This window comes from Kribbella sp. VKM Ac-2571 (assembly GCF_004362255.1).
Lineage (GTDB): Bacteria > Actinomycetota > Actinomycetes > Propionibacteriales > Kribbellaceae > Kribbella > Kribbella pratensis.
Map to the genome: position 1 here is coordinate 686,222 of NZ_SNWS01000001.1, position 18,075 is coordinate 704,296.

Below are 18,075 nucleotides of genomic sequence, written 5' to 3' on the forward strand. Positions count from 1 at the left end.
CAGGCACCGGCGCCGGTGTCCGATCGGATCAGACGTCGAACTGGGCCTCTTCGAGCCGCTGCTTGACCGCCGTCAGGTAGCGGGCCGCGTCGGCGCCGTCGACCAGGCGGTGGTCGTAGGTCAGCGCCAGGTACACCATCTGCCGGATCGCGATCGTCTCGCCGAGCTCCGGGTGGGTGATGACCACCGGGCGCTTCACGACGGCGCCGGTCCCGAGCATGCCGACCTGCGGCTGGTTCAGGATCGGGGTGTCGAACAGCGCGCCCCGGCTACCGGTGTTGGTGATGGTGAACGTGCCGCCCGCCATCTCGTCCGGCAGCACCTTGTTGTTGCGGGTGCGGTCGGCGAGGTCGGCGATCTTCTTCGCCAGGCCGGCGATGTTCAGGTCGCCGGCGTTGTGCACGACGGGGACCATCAGGCCGCGCTCCACGTCCACCGCGATGCCGAGGTGCTCGGCGGCGTGGTACGTGATCTCGCCCTTCTCCTCGTCGATCGACGCGTTCAGCTTCGGGTACTGCTTGAGCGCGTCCACCGCGGCGAGCGCGAAGAACGGGAGGAAGGACAGCTTGACGCCCTCGCGGGCCTCGAACTCCGCCTTCTTCTTGTTGCGCAGCTTGGCGATCTCGGTGACGTCGACCTCGACCACCGTGGTCAGCTGCGCCGAGACCTTCAGGCTGTTGACCATGTGAGCCGCGATCGCCTTGCGGATCCGGCTCATCTTCTCGGTGGTGCCACGCAGCGGGCTGACCACCGGGGCCTTCGACTCGGCGGCAGGGGCGGCGGCCTGGGCTGCCGGAGCGGGTGCGGCCGCGGCGGCCTTCTTCGCCTCGGCGGCGGCGATCACGTCCTGCTTGCGGATCCGGCCGCCGACACCGGTGCCCTGTACGGCGTTCAGGTCGACCTCGTGCTCCGCGGCGAGCTTGCGCACCAGCGGGGTGACGTAGTTCGGGCCGTCGGTGGCGGCGCCGTTCGGGGAGGCAGCCGGAGCGGAAACGGCCGGTGCCTGGGTAGCCGCGGGTGCCGGAGCGGACTGCGGTGCGGGTGCAGCCTGCCGGGCCGGGGCCTGGGCAGCAGCCGGGGCTTGCGCCGGAGCCTGGGCCGGTGCGGCAGCAGGTGCCTGCGCAGGAGCAGAGGCCTGCGGGGCCGGGGCGGCCTGCGGGGCCGGAGCGGATTCGGCCGGGGGAGCCTGGGGAGCCGGGGCCGACTGGGCCGGAGCGGCCTCGGGAGCCGGAGCGGACTCGGCCGGAGCAGCCGGGGCGGAGGAGGCGGGAGCGGCGTCGCCGGAGCCGACGATGGCCAGTTCCGCGCCGACCTCGACGGTTTCGTCCTCGGCGACCTTGATCTCCAGGAGCTTGCCGGCGATCGGACTCGGGATCTCGGTGTCGACCTTGTCGGTGGAGACCTCGAGGAGCGGCTCGTCGACGGCCACGTCGTCGCCGACCTGCTTCAGCCAGCGGGTGACGGTTCCCTCGGTCACGCTCTCGCCCAGCGCGGGCAGCGTCACCGACGTACCGGACGCGGCGCCGCCGGAGCCGCCATCGGACGAGGCGCCGTTGGACGGGGCCGACGAGGCCTCGGCGGCCTGGGCCTCAGCCGGAGTGGACTCGGCGGCCGGAGCAGTCTGCGGAGCCGGCGCGGACTGGGCGGGCGCGGACTCGGCGGGGGCGGACTCAGCCGGAGCAGCCTCCGCCGGAGCGGACTCGGCGGCCGGCGCGGGGTCTGCCGCGGGCTCGGCCGGAGCCGCAGGAGCGGAGCCTGCCTCGCCGGCGTCGCCGATCACGGCCAGTTCGGCGCCGACCTCGACGGTCTCGTCCTCGGCGGCCTTGATCTCGAGAAGGGTGCCGGCGACGGGGCTCGGGATTTCGGTGTCGACCTTGTCGGTCGAGACCTCCAGCAGGGGTTCGTCCACGGCAACCGTGTCGCCGACCTGCTTGAGCCAGCGGGTGACGGTTCCTTCGGTGACGCTCTCCCCGAGGGCCGGCAGGGATACAGAGGTCGGCATGACGGTCGTTGCTCCTTCGTCTGATCGGTCGAGTGTCAGCCTACGGTGCCGCCGGAGCGCTCGGGATCCGGGTCACGGCCATCCCTCACGCTCCTGCAGCTCAAACTTACTGGTGCGATCCAGCAGGTTGGAGGGTGTCTTGGAACTCTGCGCCTACTGCGCGGCACTCGGCGGGCACATCGCGGCGTCGGAGGACGAGGCACGGAGAACCCCACTCCGAGCCTCGTCCTCCGCCTTGCGCTGCACTCCGCCGAGCACCTGCTCGCGACGGCGCAGAGTCCCAAGACACCCTCTCAGTCATGGAAGTGCAAAGGTTTCCCGGCGAGGGCGAGGTGGGCTTCGCCGAGGGCTTCGTTCTGGGTCGGGTGGGCGTGCACCAGCGGCGCCACGTCCGCCGGGTACGCCTCCCAGTTGTAGATCAGCTGCGCCTCGCCGATCAGCTCGCCGACACGCGAACCGACCATGTGCAGCCCGACCACGGCGCCGTCGCGAGCGCGGACCAGCTTCACGAAGCCCGCCGTCTTCAGGATCTGCGACTTGCCGTTGCCGCCGAGGTTGTAGTTGAGGATCTCCACGTCGCCGTACTTCTCCCGGGCCTGCTCCTCGGTCAGCCCGACCGACGCGACCTCCGGCTCGGAGTACGTCACGCGCGGGATGCCGGCCTCGTCGATCGGCATCGGCGCGAGACCCGCGAGGTGCTCGGCAACGAAGATGCCCTGCTGGAACCCGCGGTGCGCGAGCTGCAGCCCCGGCACGATGTCGCCGACCGCGTACACACCCGGCACGCTGGTCTGCAGCGTCGAGTCGACGGTCACGAACCCGCGTTCGAGCGCGACCCCGACCTCTTCGTACCCGAGGCCGGCGGTGTTCGGTCCCCGGCCGACGGCGACCAGCAGCAGCTCGGCCTCGATCACCTCGCCGCCCGCGACGGTCACCTGTACGCCGGAATCGGTCACCGCGACCGACTCGAACGGCGTACCGGTCTTGAACGCGATCTTCCGCTTCCGGAACGCGCGCTCCAACGTCTTGGAACAGTCGGCGTCCTCGGCCGGGACCAGCCGCGGCAGCGCCTCGACGATCGTCACCTTGGTGCCGAACGACGTCCAAGCGGACGCGAACTCGACGCCGATCACGCCGCCGCCGAGGATCACCGCGGACTCCGGGACCCGGTCGAGCGTCAGCGCGTGCTCACTCGCGATCACCCGGTGCCCGTCGAGCTCCAGCCCGGGCAGGGAACGGGAGTAGGAGCCGGAGGCAAGCAGAACGTTGCGGCCGGTGTACGTCGTGCCGCCGACCTGGACCGTGGTCGGCGAGGTCAGCCGCCCCTCGCCCTCGATCACCGTGATGCCGCGGGCCTTCAACTGGCCCTGCAGACCCTTGAACAGCCGGTCGACGACCCCGTCCTTGTACTTGTTCACGCCGCCCATGTCGACGCCCTCGAGCGTCGTCCGGACTCCGAACTGCTCGCCCTCGCGCGCCGAATCCGCGACCTCGGCCGCGTGCAGCAGCGCCTTGGTCGGGATGCACCCACGGTGCAGACAGGTCCCGCCGACCTTGTCCTTCTCGACCAGCGCCACGGACAGGCCGAGCGTCGCGGCGCGCAGTCCGGCGGCGTAGCCACCGCTGCCGCCGCCGAGAATCACCAGGTCGTACGTCGTACCGGCGTCTCTACCGCTGTCAGTACCACTGTCAGTCACAGGTTCCTCCGTGGGTGTGGTCCGAGTCGGGCGGCCCGGGTCGCGGTACCGGCCCGGCGTCATCTTTCCACCGATCGCGCGCGGATCCACCCCCGGGCCGGTCATGACGCGCCCATCCGGACCGGCCGCAACCGTTATCCAGGACTTCGGCCCGGACTTGCACAGATAGTGGACACTTACTCCCATGAAGTGGTTCGGTCGCCGGCAGAAGGCCGGAACGATGCGACGGTCGGACACTCCCGACCAGGCGCACCTGCGCGAGTTCGCCCAGACCCGTCAGGGCGTCGAGGGATTCGTCGAGCCGCGGACGGCGGTGACGGAGTACACCTTGCTGCTGGTCGCGGTCGACGGTGAGTGGACCCGGCGCCGGGTCCCGTCGGTGAAATGGGCCCACGACTTCGCGAACCGCCTCGGCATTCCGTCGTACGACGCGGCCGTCGTCGGCTACCCGCCGCGGATGCGTGAGTACAACGCCCGGATGAAGAAGAACGGCCTCGCCTGAGTGGTCCGCCGCCTCAGCTCGCTGAGGCGGCGAGTTCGACCAGGGTGCGGACGGCGAAGCCGGTACCGCCGGTGGGCGTGTAGCCGGACGCGCCGCCGTCGTTGAAGGCGGGACCGGCCACGTCGAGGTGGACCCAGTCGATGCCGTCAGCAACGAAGTCGCCGAGGAACGCGGCCGCCGCGAGGGCGCCGCCCCACGGCTCGCCGGTGATGTTGGCCAGGTCGGCGACCTTCGAGTGCGACTTCAGCTTGTCCAGCATCTCGGCCGGAATCGGCAGCGGCCACATCGACTCACCGGCCGCGACCGCCGCGTCCACCACCCGGTCGCGAGCCGTGTCGGCGTTCCCGAACGCGCCCGCCACCTTGGTGCCCAGGGCAACGACACACGCGCCGGTCAGGGTGGCCACGTCGATAATCAGGTCGGGCTGGTCCGCGCTGGCCCGGACCAGTGCGTCACCGAGCACCAGACGGCCCTCGGCGTCGGTGTTCAGCACCTCGACGGTCTTGCCGCCGTACATCGTCAGCACGTCGGAGGGCCGGGCCGCGGAACCCGACGGCATGTTCTCGGCCATCGCGGCGTACGTCGTCACCTGGACCGGGAGACCGAGCCGCGCGATGGCGAACGTCGCGCCGATCACCGCGGCGGCGCCGGCCATGTCGGACTTCATGCTCACCATGCCGGTCGACGTCTTCAGCGACAGGCCGCCGGAGTCGAACGTGATGCCCTTGCCGACGAACGCCAGGTGGGTGACGGGCTTCTTCGGCGTGTAGGTCAGCCGGACCAGCCGCGGCGGGTTGCTCGAGCCCTGGCCGACGCCGAGGATGCCGCCGTACCCGCCCTTGGCGAGCGCCTTCTCGTCGAGCACCTCGACCTTGACGCCGTACTCCTTGCCGAGCTTGACCGCGTCGTCGGCGAACTCGGCCGGGTGCAGGTCCGACGGCGGGGTGTTCACCCAGTCCCGCACCTGGGCGACGGCCTCCGCGGTCACCTGGGCACGCTCGAGCGCGGCCTTGGCGTCCTTGTTCCGGGCCAGGTCGGTCAGCACGGTCAGGTTGCCGGGCGCTTCGTTCGCGCCGTCCGACGACTTGTACGCCGTGAACGCGTAGCGACCCATCAACGCGCCCTCGGCGACCGCGCGCACGCACTCGGCGTCGGGGGCCGGCAGCGCGAACGCGACCGACTGCGAGAACTTCGCCGCCCGCACACCGGTGCCCGCCGCGGTGCGCAGATCCTCGGTCTTCAGCACGCCGTCCGGGGCCGTCCCCAGACCGACCGCGATCAGCGTCGGGGACTTGCCCGGCTTGCCGAGCAGCGGCCCGGGCACCTTCGTCACCTCGCCGGTCTTGCCGGTGGCGCCGAGACCGGACAGCACCTCCACCAGCTTCCCGCCGTACGCGGCGTTCAGCGACTCGGTGCCGGCCGGCAGGGTGACGCCGCCGCCGAGTTTGACCACGCCGATGACCACGGCGTCGCTCTTGACGCCGGCGGCATCTGACTTGCTCAGGGTGATGGTGGTCACGAAATCCTCAGTCCTCCTTGACCGGCGGGCAGACGGCCGGTCGTCACGGTACGTGCGTGCTGCCTGAGCATGCTACGCGTCGGGTAAGTTCCGCTCCATGACCCCATCACCGGCACCGTCGACCGAGTTGAAGAAGTCCCCGCTGCACGAGCGCCACGTCGCGCTCGGCGCCAAGTTCGCCGAGTTCGGCGGCTGGGAGATGCCCTTGGAGTACTCCGGCGTCGTGGCCGAGCACACCGCGGTCCGGACGTCGGTCGGCGTCTTCGACGTCAGCCATCTCGGCAAGGCGACGGTCAAGGGCCCGGGTGCGGCGGCGTACGTGAACGCGTGCCTGACCAACGATCTCGGCAAGATCGCGCCGGGTCAGGCGCAGTACACGCTGTGCTGCAACGAGAACGGGGGAGTGGTCGACGACCTGATCGCCTACCTGCACGCCGACGACGACGTGTTCCTGATCCCGAACGCCGCCAATACCGCCGAGGTGGTCCGGCTGCTCCAGACCGACGCCCCGGACGGTGTCGAGGTGACGAACGTCCACGACGACTACGCGATCCTCGCGGTGCAGGGCGCGAAGAGCGACGAGGTGGTGTCCGCGATCGGACTGCCGACCGGTCACGACTACATGTCCTTCGCCACGGCCGACTTCGGCGGTACGCCGGTGGTCGTGTGCCGCACCGGCTACACGGGCGAGCGCGGCTTCGAGCTCGTCGTACCGAACGCCGCCGCGGTGGCCGTGTTCGACGCGTTGCTGACGGCCGGCGAGCAGTACGGCATCGTCCCGGCCGGACTGGGCGCGCGGGACACGCTGCGGACCGAGATGGGGTACCCGCTGCACGGCCAGGACATCGCGCCCGACATCACGCCCGTCCAGGCGCGGTCCGGATGGGCCGTCGGCTGGAAGAAGGAGCACTTCTGGGGCGACGCGGCGCTGCGCGCCGAGAAGGAGCGCGGACCGGCCCGGATCCTGCGCGGTCTGCGCGCGGCCGGACGGGGTATTCCGCGGCCGCACATGTCGGTCCTGGATCAATCCGGGACGGCGCTCGGTGAAGTGACCTCCGGAACGTTCTCGCCGACGCTGAAGAAAGGTATTGCGTTGGCACTCCTGGACGCGTCGGTGAAAGAAGGCGATCAGGTAACCGTCGACATCCGGGGTCGCGGGGAAACCTTCGACGTCGTCAAACCGCCCTTCGTGACCGTCCACGTGCGCTAGCGGCCCGCCGCGACCGAATGTGTCTTTTCGTTACATTGCGTGAGATCTTGGCACAATTTGGCCACTGTCGGTACTGTGCCGACGCGTTTTGCGCAGGATTGACTGCGAACGGTGACGAAATGGGGCAAATGTTCCGTTCGACCACAGGTTCCGGTAACGATTTGTGCACTGCTGCCGGGCACTGCTGGTTTGGTGTCACGGTGTCGGGCAGGCTAGCGCGCGGCTACGGCGGAATCCCGTGTCAAGGGGATTTGACGCCAGCCAGCAAGCGAGTAAAGGTCGGCACGCCATCCACCGATAAGTGCCGGATCCGCGGACCGAAATCCGGCCGACTGAACTGACGGAGTGCGAATGAGTATTGGGTCGCCCGACTCGACTGTTGGGATCGAGGAGCACCCGGCATCGGCGGAACCGGTTCGGGATTCCGCCGTCCCGCACGGCAAGTCCCCGACCCGGGTGGCGATCGACCGGCTCCGCAAGGACCGGGTCGCCGTGATCTGCGCGTTCGTGGTGCTGTTCTTCATCCTGATCGCGATCTTCGCCCCGGTGCTGGCCAAGATCGAGGGCGGCGACATCGGCACCTTCCACCCCGACTTCGTCGACGAGTACGGCTTCCCGACGTTCGCCGCCAACGCGCAGCACTGGTTCGGCGTCGAGCCGAAGACCGGGCGGGACAACTTCGCCCGCTGGGTGTACGGCGCGCGCCCGTCGCTGATCATCGCGTTCGTCGCAACCCTGTCCGGGACCGTCGTCGGTGTGGTGATGGGTCTGCTGGCCGGCTTCCTCGGCGGCTGGGTGGACCGGATCATCTCCTGGTTCGTCGACTTCGTGCTCAGCCTGCCGTACCTGCTGTTCGCGATCGCGATGGTGCCGATCGTCGAGAGCATGCGCGGCGGGTCCTTCAACCTCTCGCCGGAGGAACAGGCGTCGACGCGGTTCTTCGTACTGATCTTCGTCCTGTCGTTCTTCGGCTGGGCCGGACTGGCCCGGATCATCCGCGGCGAGGTGCTGTCGCTTCGCGAGCGTGAGTTCGTCCTGGCCGCGAAGGCGATCGGCGTCCCCACCCGGCAGGTCCTGTTCAAGGAACTGCTGCCCAACCTGGTCGCACCCATCGTCATCTCGGCGTCGCTGGCGCTGCCGGCGTACGTGACCGCGGAGGCGGGTCTGTCCTTCCTCGGTGTCGGTCTGATCGAGCCGGTCCCGTCCTGGGGCCAGACGATCGCGACCGCGACCAACTGGTTCAAGGCCGACCCGCTGTACCTGTGGTTGCCGGTGTTCGGCATCACCGCGCTCGTGCTGGCACTGGCTCTGCTCGGTGACGCCGTACGCGACGCCTTCGACCCCAAGACTCGCCGGTAGCCCGGCGTTGCCCCAGCGGCAGAAAAGGAGAAACACAACAATGCAGTGGAAACAAATCACCGCTGTTGCGGCGACGGTCATGCTGGCCGTCGCGGCCTGTGGCAGCCCGTCGTCCAGCAACAAGGGCGGGGCCAACACGGGCAACGCGGGTACCGCCCAGGAGAAGGCGACCGACCCGACGGCGAAGGGCCCGGCACCGGACATCGAAGGTGCCAAGAAGGGTGGCGTCGCCACCGTCCTGTCCGACGTCACGCCGGACACGATGGACCCGACGAACATCTACTTCATCGACGGGAACCAGATCGGCAAGCTGATGTACCGGGCGCTGACCCAGTACCGCCTGGACGGTGACAGCCACAAGCCGGTGCTCGTTCCGGACCTCGCCGAGGACCTGGGCACGAAGTCCGCCGACGGCCTGACCTGGACCTTCAAGCTCAAGCAGGGCATCAAGTACATGGACGGCACCGAGGTGAAGGCGGCCGACTACGCGTACGCGATCAAGCGGTCCTTCGCGCACGACCTGTACGACGCCGGACCGACGTACCAGGACGAGTACTTCAAGGACGGCAAGACCTACAAGGGCCCGTACGGCGCGAACGGCGACAACTACGCCGGTGTCGACACGCCGGACGACCACACGCTGGTCATCCACCTGGCGAAGAAGTTCGACGACCTGCCCTACTACGCGGCCTTCCCGATGTTCACGCCGATCCCGAAGGCGAAGGACACCAAGAAGTCGTACGACCTGAAGCCGATGACGACCGGGCCGTACATGGTCGACTCCTACACCCCGGGTTCGGAACTGAAGCTCAAGCGGAACCCGAACTGGGACGCGAACACCGACCCGGTGCGGTACCAGTACCCGGATGCCTGGGACTTCAAGTTCGGTCAGGACACGCTGAAGGTGCAGCGCCAGGTGCTGGCCAGCAACGGCCCGGACGGGAACGCGCTGAACTACTCCGACCTGGACTCCAGCCTCGTCCCCGAGGTCAAGGACCAGAGCCAGATCGTCACCGGTCCGCAGCCCTGCACCAACGTCTGGGGCCTGGACACGCGGAAGATCCCGATGGAGGTCCGGAAGCTGATCGCCCAGGCGTACCCGTTCGACACCTACCGCAAGGTCGCCGGCCTGACGCCGCAGACCGCGATCCCGGCCTCGACGATCCTGCCGCCTGCTGTTCCCGGCTACGAGAAGTACGAGCTCCCGGGCCTGGTGGGCACGGGTAAGGGCGCCGAGGACCCGGCCGTCGCGAGCGAGGTCAAGGCGAAGCTGAAGGAGCTCGGCAAGGAGAACTTCGAGCTCAGCTGGTACTACTCGAACGACGACAAGATCGCCACGCAGGTCAACCAGCTGCGGACCCAGGTCTACACCGCCGCCGGCTTCAAGGTGCGGGCCGTCGGTGTTCCGAAGGCCAAGATCCGGACCCTGCGCAACGACCCGGCCGCGCCGGTGAACATCGCTCAGGGCCCGTCGGGCTGGTGCTCGGACTGGCCGTCCGGTGCCAGCTGGTTCCCGGTGCTGTTCAAGTCCGACGCCGTTGCGCTGAGCAACAGCATCGGCATGATCCAGGACAAGACGCTGGACGCCGAGATCGATCGCGTCAACGCGCTGACTGCCGACCAGCAGCTCAAGGAGTGGTCGAAGGTCGACAAGCTGATCATGGAGAAGTACCTGCCGCTGATCCCGCTGTACTACAGCTACAGCGGCTACCCGGTCGGCAAGAACCTGGGTCACGTGATCAACGACCCGACACAGGGCCTGCCGGAGTTCACCTCCATCTACCTGAAGCAGCCCTGATCCGGGGCCAGGTAGTCCTAGCGGTTTGATCATCTGACCACGGGTGGTGACCGGACAGTGTCGAACTCGTCCGGTCACCACCCCTCGGTGAGGAGAATCCCTCGTGCTCTACTTCGTGGCGCGCCGGCTGGTGAGCGCGCTCAGCGTCGTGCTGGTCACGCTGATCGTGACCTTCGCGCTGTTCTTCGTTGCGCCGACCGATCCGGCCGGCGCGATCTGCGGTGATCGCAACTGCACCCAGGAGCGATACAACGACATCAAGGAGAATCTGCACCTGGACCAGCCTTTGGTGCAGCAGTTCGCCGGGTACACGGCCGGCATCTTCGCCGGGCGGACCTTCGAGACGGCCGGCGTGAAGCAGAAGTGCTCGGTGCCGTGTCTGGGCTTCTCCTTCAAGAACGACCGGCCGGTGACCCAGATGCTGAAGGAACGGCTGCCGGTGACGGTGTCGCTGGTCGCCGGGTACGCGGTGATCGTCCTCACCATCGGTGTCTTCGTGGGCTCGATGGCCGCGAAGAGACGTGGGACGCTGGGCGACCGTGCGCTGATGAGCAGCACACTGATCCTCAGCTCGGTTCCGTACTACATCGTCGCGCTGATGATCTCGCTCTACCTGACGATCCTCTACCAGATCCTGCCACGCGGCGGGTACACACCGATCACACAGAATCCGGTGGCCTGGTTCACCGGGCTGCTGACCCCGTGGCTGGTTCTCGGCCTCTACAGCTGCACGCAGTACGCGCGGTACTCGCGCGGCTCGATGGTGGAGGCACTGAGCGAGGACTACATCCGGACCGCGCGGGCCAAGGGTCTGTCGGATCGGGTGGTCACCTACAAGCACGGGCTGCGCTCCGGGATGATCCCGGTCATCACGATCTTCGGTCTGGACATCGCCGGCAGCCTCTCGGGCGCGATCTTCACCGAGCGGATCTTCGACCTGCAGGGCCTCGGCAACCTGGTGCTGGACAGCTTGAGCAACTACGACCTGCCGGTGATCATGGGCACCGTCCTGGTCTCTTCGGTGATCCTGGTCGCGATGAACTTCCTCGTCGACATCGCCTACTCACTGATCGATCCGCGGGTGAGGCTCTCGTGACCACACCAGCCAACGACGACGGTAAGGACGTTCAGGACAGCATGGTGGACACGCCAGCCGGGGACACCGGCGCCGCCGCGGCCAAGCGCGGTCCGTCGGTCGCCACCCGCGAGCGCCGGCAGGGTTCGATCAACCCGAGCGGCGAGACGCCGTACCTGGTGGTCGAGGACCTGGCCGTGAAGTTCCCCACCGCCGACGGCCTGGTCAGCGCGGTGAACGGGCTGAGCTACTCGGTCCCGCTCGGCCGCACACTGGCCATCGTCGGCGAGTCCGGCTCGGGCAAGTCGGTGTCGAGCATGGCCGTGATGGGTCTGCACGACCGCAAGCGGACCCGGATCACCGGCTCGATCCGGCTCGGCGGCGACGAACTCGTCGGCCTGCCCGAGAGCGATCTGATGAAGATCCGCGGCGACGCGATGTCGATGGTCTTCCAGGACCCGCAGTCCTCGCTGCACCCGCTGTACACGATCGGCAACCAGTTGGTCGAGGCGTACCGCGTGCACCACAAGGTCTCCAAGGACGTCGCGAAGAAGCGGGCGCTGGAGATGCTCGACCTGGTCGGCATCCCGAACCCGCCGCGCCGGTTCGCGCAGTACCCGCACGAGTTCTCCGGCGGTATGCGGCAGCGCGCGATGATCGCGATGAGCCTGATCAACGACCCGAAGCTGGTGATCGCCGACGAGCCGACCACCGCGCTCGACGTCACCGTGCAGGCGCAGATCCTGGACCTGCTGAACAACCTGCAGAAGGAGTTCGGCTCCGCGATCGTGCTGATCACCCATGACCTCGGGGTGGTCGCCGAGATGGCCGACGACGTGCTGGTGATGTACGCCGGGCGCTGCGTCGAGTACGGCACCGCCGAGGACGTCCTGGCGAACCCGCGGATGCCCTACACCTGGGGCCTGCTCGAGTCGATCCCGACCGTGTCCTCGGCGAACGAGAAGCTGCGCCCGATCAAGGGCCTGCCGCCGAGCCTGCTGAACCTTCCGGACGGCTGCTCGTTCAACCCGCGCTGCCCGTACAAGGACCGGGTCAAGGGCGAGCTCTGTACGACGCAACTGCCGGAACTACTGCCGGTCGACGGCGCCGGTGCGCACACTTCCCGTTGTCACCTGCGCGACAAGGCCTCGATCTACGAGGCCGAGGTCGCGCCGAGACTGGGCTGACGAGAGAGGACTGAGGAACCATGAGCGAAACTCTCTTGCAGGTCCGCGACCTGAAGATGCACTTCCCGATCAAGGAGGCCGCAGGCCTCGGCCGGACCAAGAAGGTCGTGCAGGCCGTGGACGGGGTGACCTTCGACCTGAAGGCCGGCGCCAGCCTCGGCCTGGTCGGCGAGTCCGGCTGCGGTAAGTCGACCACCGGCCGGATGATCACCCGGCTGCTGACCCCGACGTCCGGCGAGATCGTGTTCAAGGGCACCGACATCGCGCAGCTGAAGGAGCGGGAGCTGCGGCCGTTCCGCCGCCAGCTGCAGATCGTCTTCCAGGACCCGTACAGCTCGCTGAACCCGCGGCAGACGGTCAGCAACATCATCAGTACGCCGCTGCGCGTCCACAACCTGGTGCCGAGGGGCAAGGAGCTCGCGCGGGTCCAGGAACTGCTGGAGCGCGTCGGCCTGAACCCGGAGCACCACAACCGCTACCCGAACGAGTTCTCCGGCGGTCAGCGGCAGCGCATCGGCATCGCCCGGGCGCTCGCGGTGGAGCCCGAGGTGATCATCGCCGACGAGCCGGTCTCCGCGCTCGACGTGTCGATCCAGGCCCAGGTGATGAACCTGCTCGAGGACCTGCGCAGGGACCTCGGGATCGCGTTCGTGTTCATCGCGCACGACCTCGGCGTGGTCCGGCACTTCTGTGACGAGGTCGCGGTGATGTACCTCGGCAAGATCGTCGAGCAGGGCAGCCGGGACCAGATCTACAACGCGCCGCAGCACCCGTACACGCAGGCGCTGCTGTCGGCCGCGCCTGACCTGGGCACGATCCGCGGCGTGCCGCCGAAGGAGCGGATCCGGCTGGTCGGCGACGTACCCTCGCCGATCGACCCGCCGAGCGGCTGCCGGTTCCGGACCCGCTGCTGGAAGGCGGAGGACATCTGCGCCAGCCAGGAGCCGCTGCTGGAGATCAAGCCGCAGTCGGCTCCGGGCCACACGGCCGCGTGCCACTTCGCGGAACCGAAGGCCGACCTGATCGCCGAAACCGCCTAGAACCGAGAAAGCCCCCGTCAGTTCACAGGCGACGGGGGCTTTCTTGTGCCTGCAGCCAGGCCGGTCCGGGTCAGGCGCGGCCGTGGGCCTGGCGGCTGCGGCGGCTGAGAGAGTCGATAGTGACGGCGATCAGCAGGACGCCCGCGGTGACGATGTAGCGGACGTTGGAGTCCAGGCTGAGCAGGGCGAGACCGTTGGAGATCGAGGTGATCACCAGCGCGCCGAGCAGCGCGGAGTACGCCGAACCGCGGCCGCCGAACAGGCTGGTGCCGCCGATGACAGCGGACGCGATCGCGTTCAGGTTCACGTCCGTGCCACCGCTGGCCTGGCCGACCGCCACCAGCCGCGCCGCCGCGAGGATGCCACCCACCGCGGCGAAGGTGGTGCAGGCCGCGAACACCGTCAGGTAGATCATCCGGACGTTGATACCGGCCCGGCGCGCGGCCTCGACGTTGCCGCCGACAGCGAAGACCGAGCGGCCCCAGCGTGTCCGTCGTACGGCGAGGTCGGTGACCACGACCAGGGCGAGGAACAGCAGGAACATCGACGAGACACCGCGGTCGCCGTTCAGGACCGCGATCGGGATCAGCAGCACGATCGCGAGGCCGGCGGCCTTGATCGCGATCACCGAGTTCGGCGCCGCGGACAGACCGGCCGCGGCGCGGGCGGTCCGGCCCTGCCAGCGGCTCAGCGCGTAGGCAACCACGACCAGGGCGACCAGTGCGTAGGCCATCGCGGGGGAGAGGAAGCTCCGCGTCGCGAATCCGACCAGCGCGGAGTCGTACGGCAGGTTGATCGTGCCGTCCTTGCCCAGCACCAGCAGCTGGAGACCGAGGAATCCGAGCAGACCGGCGAGAGTGATGACGAAGCTCGGTACGCCGAAGCGTGTGTAGAGCAGGCCGTAGAACAAGCCGATCAGCACACCGAGCGCGACGGCGGCGACGAGCGACGCGACGATCGGCCAGCCCTTGTTGACGAACGTGACGCCGACGACCGCGGCTGCCACACCGCTCACCGAACCGACCGAGAGGTCGATCTCGCCGAGCAGCAGGACCAGAACGATGCCGAGGGCAATCACCCCGACGGACGTGGTCTGCAGCGTGAGGTTCACCAGGTTGCGGCTGGACAGGAACGAGCTGTTCGCGATCTGGAAGACCGCCCAGATGATGACCAGGCCGACGACCACCGGGACCGAGCCCAGGTCGCCGGACCGCAGCCGGGCGGTGAAGGCGCCGACCGCGCCGCTGATCCCGTGGCCCGCGATCAGCCGCTCGTCCTGGAGATCGGCCGGCAGCTGGGCCGCGCCGTTCTCCTCGGGCGCCGTCGTCGTACCCGTGACGTCCTGGGGGCGGGTCCCCGATCCTTGGAGACTCATGAGGCCGGTCCCTCTTCCCGGCTCCGGCGCGCTGCGCGCTCGGAGACCGCGTTGTCGGTAGCGCCGGTGATCGCGGCGATGATGTCCTGCGTCCGGGTCTCGCTGACCACGAAGACGCCGTTGTTGCGGCCGAGACGCAGTACGGCGACCCGGTCCGCGACCGCCATCACGTCGGCCATGTTGTGGCTGATCAGGATGACGGCCAGGCCGCGTTCGCGCAGGCGCTCGACCAGGTTGAGGACCTCGGCGGTCTGAGCTACGCCGAGGGCAGCGGTCGGTTCGTCCAGCATCACGACCTTGGGCCGGCCGAGCAGGCTGCGCGCGATCGCGACGGTCTGCCGCTGGCCGCCGGACAGGCTGGCGACCGGGATCCGGACCGAGGGGATCTTCGCGGACAGCTGCCGGAGCAGCTCCCAGGACGAGCGCTCCATCTCGACCTCGTCGAGCGCGCCGTGCTTGCGCAGTTCGCGGCCGAGGTACAGGTTCGCGACCACGTCGAGGTTGTCGCACAGCGCCAGGTCCTGGAACACGGTGGCGATGCCGAGCTGCTGCGCCTCGGCCGGGCTGCCGACCCGGACCGGCCGGCCGTCGAACACCATCGACCCGTCGTCGGCGGTGTAGACGCCCGCGATCGTCTTGACCAGCGTGGACTTGCCGGCCCCGTTGTCGCCGACGAGAGCGAGCACCTCACCGGCACGGACGTCCAGCTCGATGTTCTTCAGAGCCTGCACGGCGCCGAAACGCTTGGAGACCCCCTGCAGCGTCAGCACCGTACCGGCGCCGACGTCGAGGGGAGTCGGGGTAACAGTCACGTGGTGAGCCTCCTGGACTTTTTTCACGCCATGATCCTCGCCGGGGGCGCGGTTGGGGAGAGGTCGGCGTAGCCCCCCACACCTCACTGCGGGGGGCTACGCCGAGGGGCGGGTCAGTTGGCGGACAGGCCTGCGGCGGCGCAGGCGGCCGCGAAGGACGCGGTGCAGATGTCGGTGACCTTGTAGATGTTGTCCTTGACCACGGTGTCCTTGATGTTGTCCTTGGTCACCGCGACCGGGTCGAGAATCGTCGACGGTACGCCGTTCTTCTCGGTGGTGGACTCGGGCTTGCCGCCGTTCGCGAGCGCGACCGCACCCTTGGCGGCGGCCTCGGCCTGCGGCTTGACCGCCTTGTAGATGGTCATCGCCTGGTCACCGGCGATGATCCGCTGGATCGCGGCCAGTTCCGAGTCCTGCCCGGTGACCGGCGGCAGCGGCTTCACGCCACCGCCCTTCAGCGCGGCGATCGCGCCGCCCGCGGTGCCGTCGTTGGCGGCGTACACGCCGACCAGGCCGTTCTTGATCGCGCTCAGCTGGCCCTCCATCCAGCCCTGCGCCTTGTCCGGGCTCCAGTCCGGCGTGTCGAACTCGGCGGCGATCTTGAAGCCGCTCGAGTCGAGCACGCTGTGCGCGCCCTTCTTGAAGTCGGCGGCGTTCGGGTCGGTCGGCGAGCCGTTGATCATCGCGATGTTGCCGGACGTCTTGCCGGCCGCCTTCAGGGTGTCGACCAGCGTCTGCGCCTGCAGTTTGCCGACCGCCTCGTTCTCGAACGACACGTAGTAGTTGGCGTTCTCGATGAACCGGTCGTAGGCGACCACCGGGACGCTCTGGGCCTTCGCGGAGGCGGCGACCGCGGCGGCGGCCTTGCCGTCGACCGGGTCGAGAACCAGGACGTTCGCGCCCTGGGTGAGCGCGGCCTCGGCCTGCTGCTGTTGCTTCGCGGCGTCCTGGTCGGCGTTGCTGTAGATCAGCTGGCAGTCGCCGCAGGCCGCCTTCAGGGCCTCGGTGAACAGCGGGCGGTCGAGCGCCTCGTACCGGGTGGTCTTCGACTCGGGCAGCAACAGCGCGACCTTTTTCGCGCCGCCTGAGCCGCTGCCCGAGCCGGAGTCGCCGTTGTCATTGCCGCAGGCCACCAAGGAGGTGGCGAGGGCCGAGACGGCGAGCCCGAGGCCGACGAGACGAAGTGCTGAGAAGGACATATGGCGGCTCCTTGACGAGACGGCCCCGATTGGCCTGCCCGCAGTCAAGCCCGCCGGCGCCTTGGCGTCAAGACTTGAATTCAAGAAATGGAGATATTGGTATGACTCAGCATCGACGCACGGTGGATCGCGCCGACGATGTCCGCCTCGTCGCCGAGCTCGGCAGGGCGCAGTTCGACGCTCGCCGCGGCGCTCGGGATCGCGCACCGGTCGAGCGCCTCGCGAAGCGGGGCGTGGATCAGTTCGCCGGCTTCGGCCATCAGGCCGCCGACCACGATCGCCTCCGGGTTCAGCAGGTTCACCACGCCGGCCACGGCGACGCCGACGCGCCGGCCGGCGTCCTCGATCACCCGGCGGCAGCCGAGATCGCCGCCGAGCGCACGACTCACGATGTCCTTCAGCCGCAGCGGTCCGTGCGACGCGGCCAGGCTGCTGATCAGCGCCCGCGAGCCGACGAACGTGTCCAGGCAGCCGCGGTTGCCGCAGCGGCAGATCGGGCCGTTCTCGTCGATCGTGACGTGCCCGATCTCGCCCGCCGTACCGGTCGAACCGCGGAACACGTCGCCGTTGATCACGATGCCCGCACCGACGCCGTACGAGAACTTCAGGTAGCAGCCGTTCCGGACGCCGCGGAGCGCGCCGGCCCGCAGTTCGCCCAGAGCCGCGAGGTTCGCGGTGTTGTCGAGCGCGACCGGGGCGCGCAGGTACCCGGACATCGCCTCGGTGACGTTGACGCCGCGCCAGCCGGGCAGCACCGCGTCGGAGCCCGCCTCGCCGCTGACGGAGTCGACCGGCATCGGCAGCCCGAACCCGATGGCGGAGATGTCCTCGACGCCGGAGCTGACCGTCTCGGCCAGGTCGGCGAGCAGCCGGGCGGCGCGCTCCATGCCCTCGTCGGCGACGTGATCGGCCTGGAGCGGCATCAGTTGCTGCGCGAGGATCTCGCGGGAACCGTTCGCGACCGCGACCCGCACATCACGCTCGCCGAACGCGACACCGGCGAGCAGTCCGCCGCCGGACGCGAGCGAGACCAGTACGGCGCGGCGGCCGTTGCGGATGCTGCGGGACAGCCCGACCATTCCGGCCTGGTCGAGCTCCTTGACCATGTTCGAGACGGTGGCGGCGGACAGTCCGGAGGCGGCGGCGATCTCGACCTGGGTGAGCGGGCCGTGCTGCCGGACGACGCCGAGAACGCGCGCACGATTGGCTTCGCGCAGCGAAGCCTGCGAGCCCGGAGCAGGGCGAGTTGCGTTCATTACATAAAGATAACGGATCGCGGGGCGTGCCCGGCCGCCCACCG

The 18,075-nt window shown here is 68.9% G+C and carries 14 protein-coding genes; 7 read left to right on the forward strand and 7 right to left on the reverse strand.

The genetic code is table 11. From position 1 onward, the window contains the following. Nucleotides 1–28: 28 nt before the first annotated feature. Together sucB and lpdA are read right to left on the reverse strand one after the other, a co-directional pair. On the reverse strand, nucleotides 29–2,002 hold the full coding sequence (gene sucB / locus EV651_RS03340) for a 2-oxoglutarate dehydrogenase, E2 component, dihydrolipoamide succinyltransferase (protein ID WP_133781782.1): 1,974 nt from the start codon (nucleotides 2,000–2,002) through the stop codon (nucleotides 29–31). 293 nt (nucleotides 2,003–2,295) lie between these two features. Beyond that, a complete protein-coding gene (gene lpdA, locus EV651_RS03345; protein WP_133781784.1) occupies nucleotides 2,296–3,699 on the reverse strand; it encodes a dihydrolipoyl dehydrogenase in 1,404 nt (467 codons plus the stop codon). Between the two features lie 184 nt (nucleotides 3,700–3,883). Between lpdA and EV651_RS03350 the strand changes: the two genes are divergently transcribed. Continuing rightward, complete coding sequence (locus EV651_RS03350) at nucleotides 3,884–4,201, forward strand: hypothetical protein (RefSeq protein ID WP_130380319.1); 318 nt, start codon at nucleotides 3,884–3,886, stop codon at nucleotides 4,199–4,201. A gap of 13 nt (nucleotides 4,202–4,214) precedes the next feature. Here the strand turns inward: EV651_RS03350 and EV651_RS03355 are convergent, their stop codons facing one another. Continuing rightward, nucleotides 4,215–5,720 carry a leucyl aminopeptidase gene (locus EV651_RS03355; protein WP_133781786.1) on the reverse strand — a complete coding sequence of 502 codons (1,506 nt, stop codon included), beginning with the start codon at nucleotides 5,718–5,720 and terminating at the stop codon, nucleotides 4,215–4,217. A gap of 97 nt (nucleotides 5,721–5,817) precedes the next feature. Between EV651_RS03355 and gcvT the strand changes: the two genes are divergently transcribed. The 6 genes from gcvT to EV651_RS03385 all read left to right on the forward strand — a co-directional run bounded on the left by gcvT (nucleotide 5,818) and on the right by EV651_RS03385 (nucleotide 13,389). Continuing rightward, a complete protein-coding gene (gcvT, locus tag EV651_RS03360) occupies nucleotides 5,818–6,930 on the forward strand; it encodes a glycine cleavage system aminomethyltransferase GcvT (protein ID WP_133781788.1) in 1,113 nt (370 codons plus the stop codon). A 351-nt stretch (nucleotides 6,931–7,281) separates the two neighbouring features. Next, nucleotides 7,282–8,289, forward strand: a complete 1,008-nt coding sequence (locus EV651_RS03365; RefSeq protein ID WP_133781790.1) for an ABC transporter permease — start codon at nucleotides 7,282–7,284, stop codon at nucleotides 8,287–8,289. Nucleotides 8,290–8,329: 40 nt separating this feature from the next. After that, a complete protein-coding gene (locus tag EV651_RS03370; protein ID WP_133781792.1) occupies nucleotides 8,330–10,087 on the forward strand; it encodes an ABC transporter substrate-binding protein in 1,758 nt (585 codons plus the stop codon). A gap of 103 nt (nucleotides 10,088–10,190) precedes the next feature. Continuing rightward, complete coding sequence (locus EV651_RS03375) at nucleotides 10,191–11,183, forward strand: ABC transporter permease (RefSeq protein WP_133781794.1); 993 nt, start codon at nucleotides 10,191–10,193, stop codon at nucleotides 11,181–11,183. Beyond that, nucleotides 11,180–12,349 carry an ABC transporter ATP-binding protein gene (locus EV651_RS03380; protein WP_133781796.1) on the forward strand — a complete coding sequence of 390 codons (1,170 nt, stop codon included), beginning with the start codon at nucleotides 11,180–11,182 and terminating at the stop codon, nucleotides 12,347–12,349. Before EV651_RS03375 ends, EV651_RS03380 begins: the two co-directional genes overlap by 4 nt. A gap of 20 nt (nucleotides 12,350–12,369) precedes the next feature. Next, nucleotides 12,370–13,389, forward strand: coding sequence for an ABC transporter ATP-binding protein (locus EV651_RS03385; protein ID WP_133781798.1), 1,020 nt, complete (start codon nucleotides 12,370–12,372; stop codon nucleotides 13,387–13,389). A 70-nt stretch (nucleotides 13,390–13,459) separates the two neighbouring features. Here EV651_RS03385 and EV651_RS03390 read toward each other — a convergent pair whose 3' ends face one another. From EV651_RS03390 to EV651_RS03405, 4 genes are all read right to left on the reverse strand, one after another. After that, entirely contained in the window at nucleotides 13,460–14,764 is a 1,305-nt protein-coding gene (locus EV651_RS03390) for a sugar ABC transporter permease (protein ID WP_133781800.1), read from the reverse strand. Further along, nucleotides 14,761–15,576: an ATP-binding cassette domain-containing protein gene (locus EV651_RS03395; protein ID WP_202870132.1), complete on the reverse strand. Its 816-nt coding sequence runs from the start codon at nucleotides 15,574–15,576 to the stop codon at nucleotides 14,761–14,763. The genes EV651_RS03390 and EV651_RS03395 overlap by 4 nt, the downstream gene beginning before the upstream one ends. Nucleotides 15,577–15,689: 113 nt before the next feature. Continuing rightward, nucleotides 15,690–16,775 (reverse strand): substrate-binding domain-containing protein, encoded by a 1,086-nt coding sequence (locus tag EV651_RS03400; RefSeq protein WP_133781802.1) that lies wholly within the window; start codon nucleotides 16,773–16,775, stop codon nucleotides 15,690–15,692. A gap of 80 nt (nucleotides 16,776–16,855) precedes the next feature. Next, entirely contained in the window at nucleotides 16,856–18,031 is a 1,176-nt protein-coding gene (locus EV651_RS03405; protein WP_133781804.1) for an ROK family transcriptional regulator, read from the reverse strand. Nucleotides 18,032–18,075 lie beyond the last annotated feature (44 nt).

Bases quoted from the DNA above. Each gene is read 5' to 3' on its own strand.
- EV651_RS03400 (WP_133781802.1), bottom strand. From the start codon at position 16,775: ATGTCCTTCTCAGCACTTCGTCTCGTCGGCCTCGGGCTCGCCGTCTCG.
- EV651_RS03370 (WP_133781792.1), top strand. From the start codon at position 8,330: ATGCAGTGGAAACAAATCACCGCTGTTGCGGCGACGGTCATGCTGGCC.
- EV651_RS03365 (WP_133781790.1), top strand. From the start codon at position 7,282: ATGAGTATTGGGTCGCCCGACTCGACTGTTGGGATCGAGGAGCACCCG.
- sucB (WP_133781782.1), bottom strand. From the start codon at position 2,002: ATGCCGACCTCTGTATCCCTGCCGGCCCTCGGGGAGAGCGTCACCGAA.
- EV651_RS03385 (WP_133781798.1), top strand. From the start codon at position 12,370: ATGAGCGAAACTCTCTTGCAGGTCCGCGACCTGAAGATGCACTTCCCG.
- EV651_RS03405 (WP_133781804.1), bottom strand. From the start codon at position 18,031: ATGAACGCAACTCGCCCTGCTCCGGGCTCGCAGGCTTCGCTGCGCGAA.
- gcvT (WP_133781788.1), top strand. From the start codon at position 5,818: ATGACCCCATCACCGGCACCGTCGACCGAGTTGAAGAAGTCCCCGCTG.
- EV651_RS03390 (WP_133781800.1), bottom strand. From the start codon at position 14,764: ATGAGTCTCCAAGGATCGGGGACCCGCCCCCAGGACGTCACGGGTACG.
- EV651_RS03350 (WP_130380319.1), top strand. From the start codon at position 3,884: ATGAAGTGGTTCGGTCGCCGGCAGAAGGCCGGAACGATGCGACGGTCG.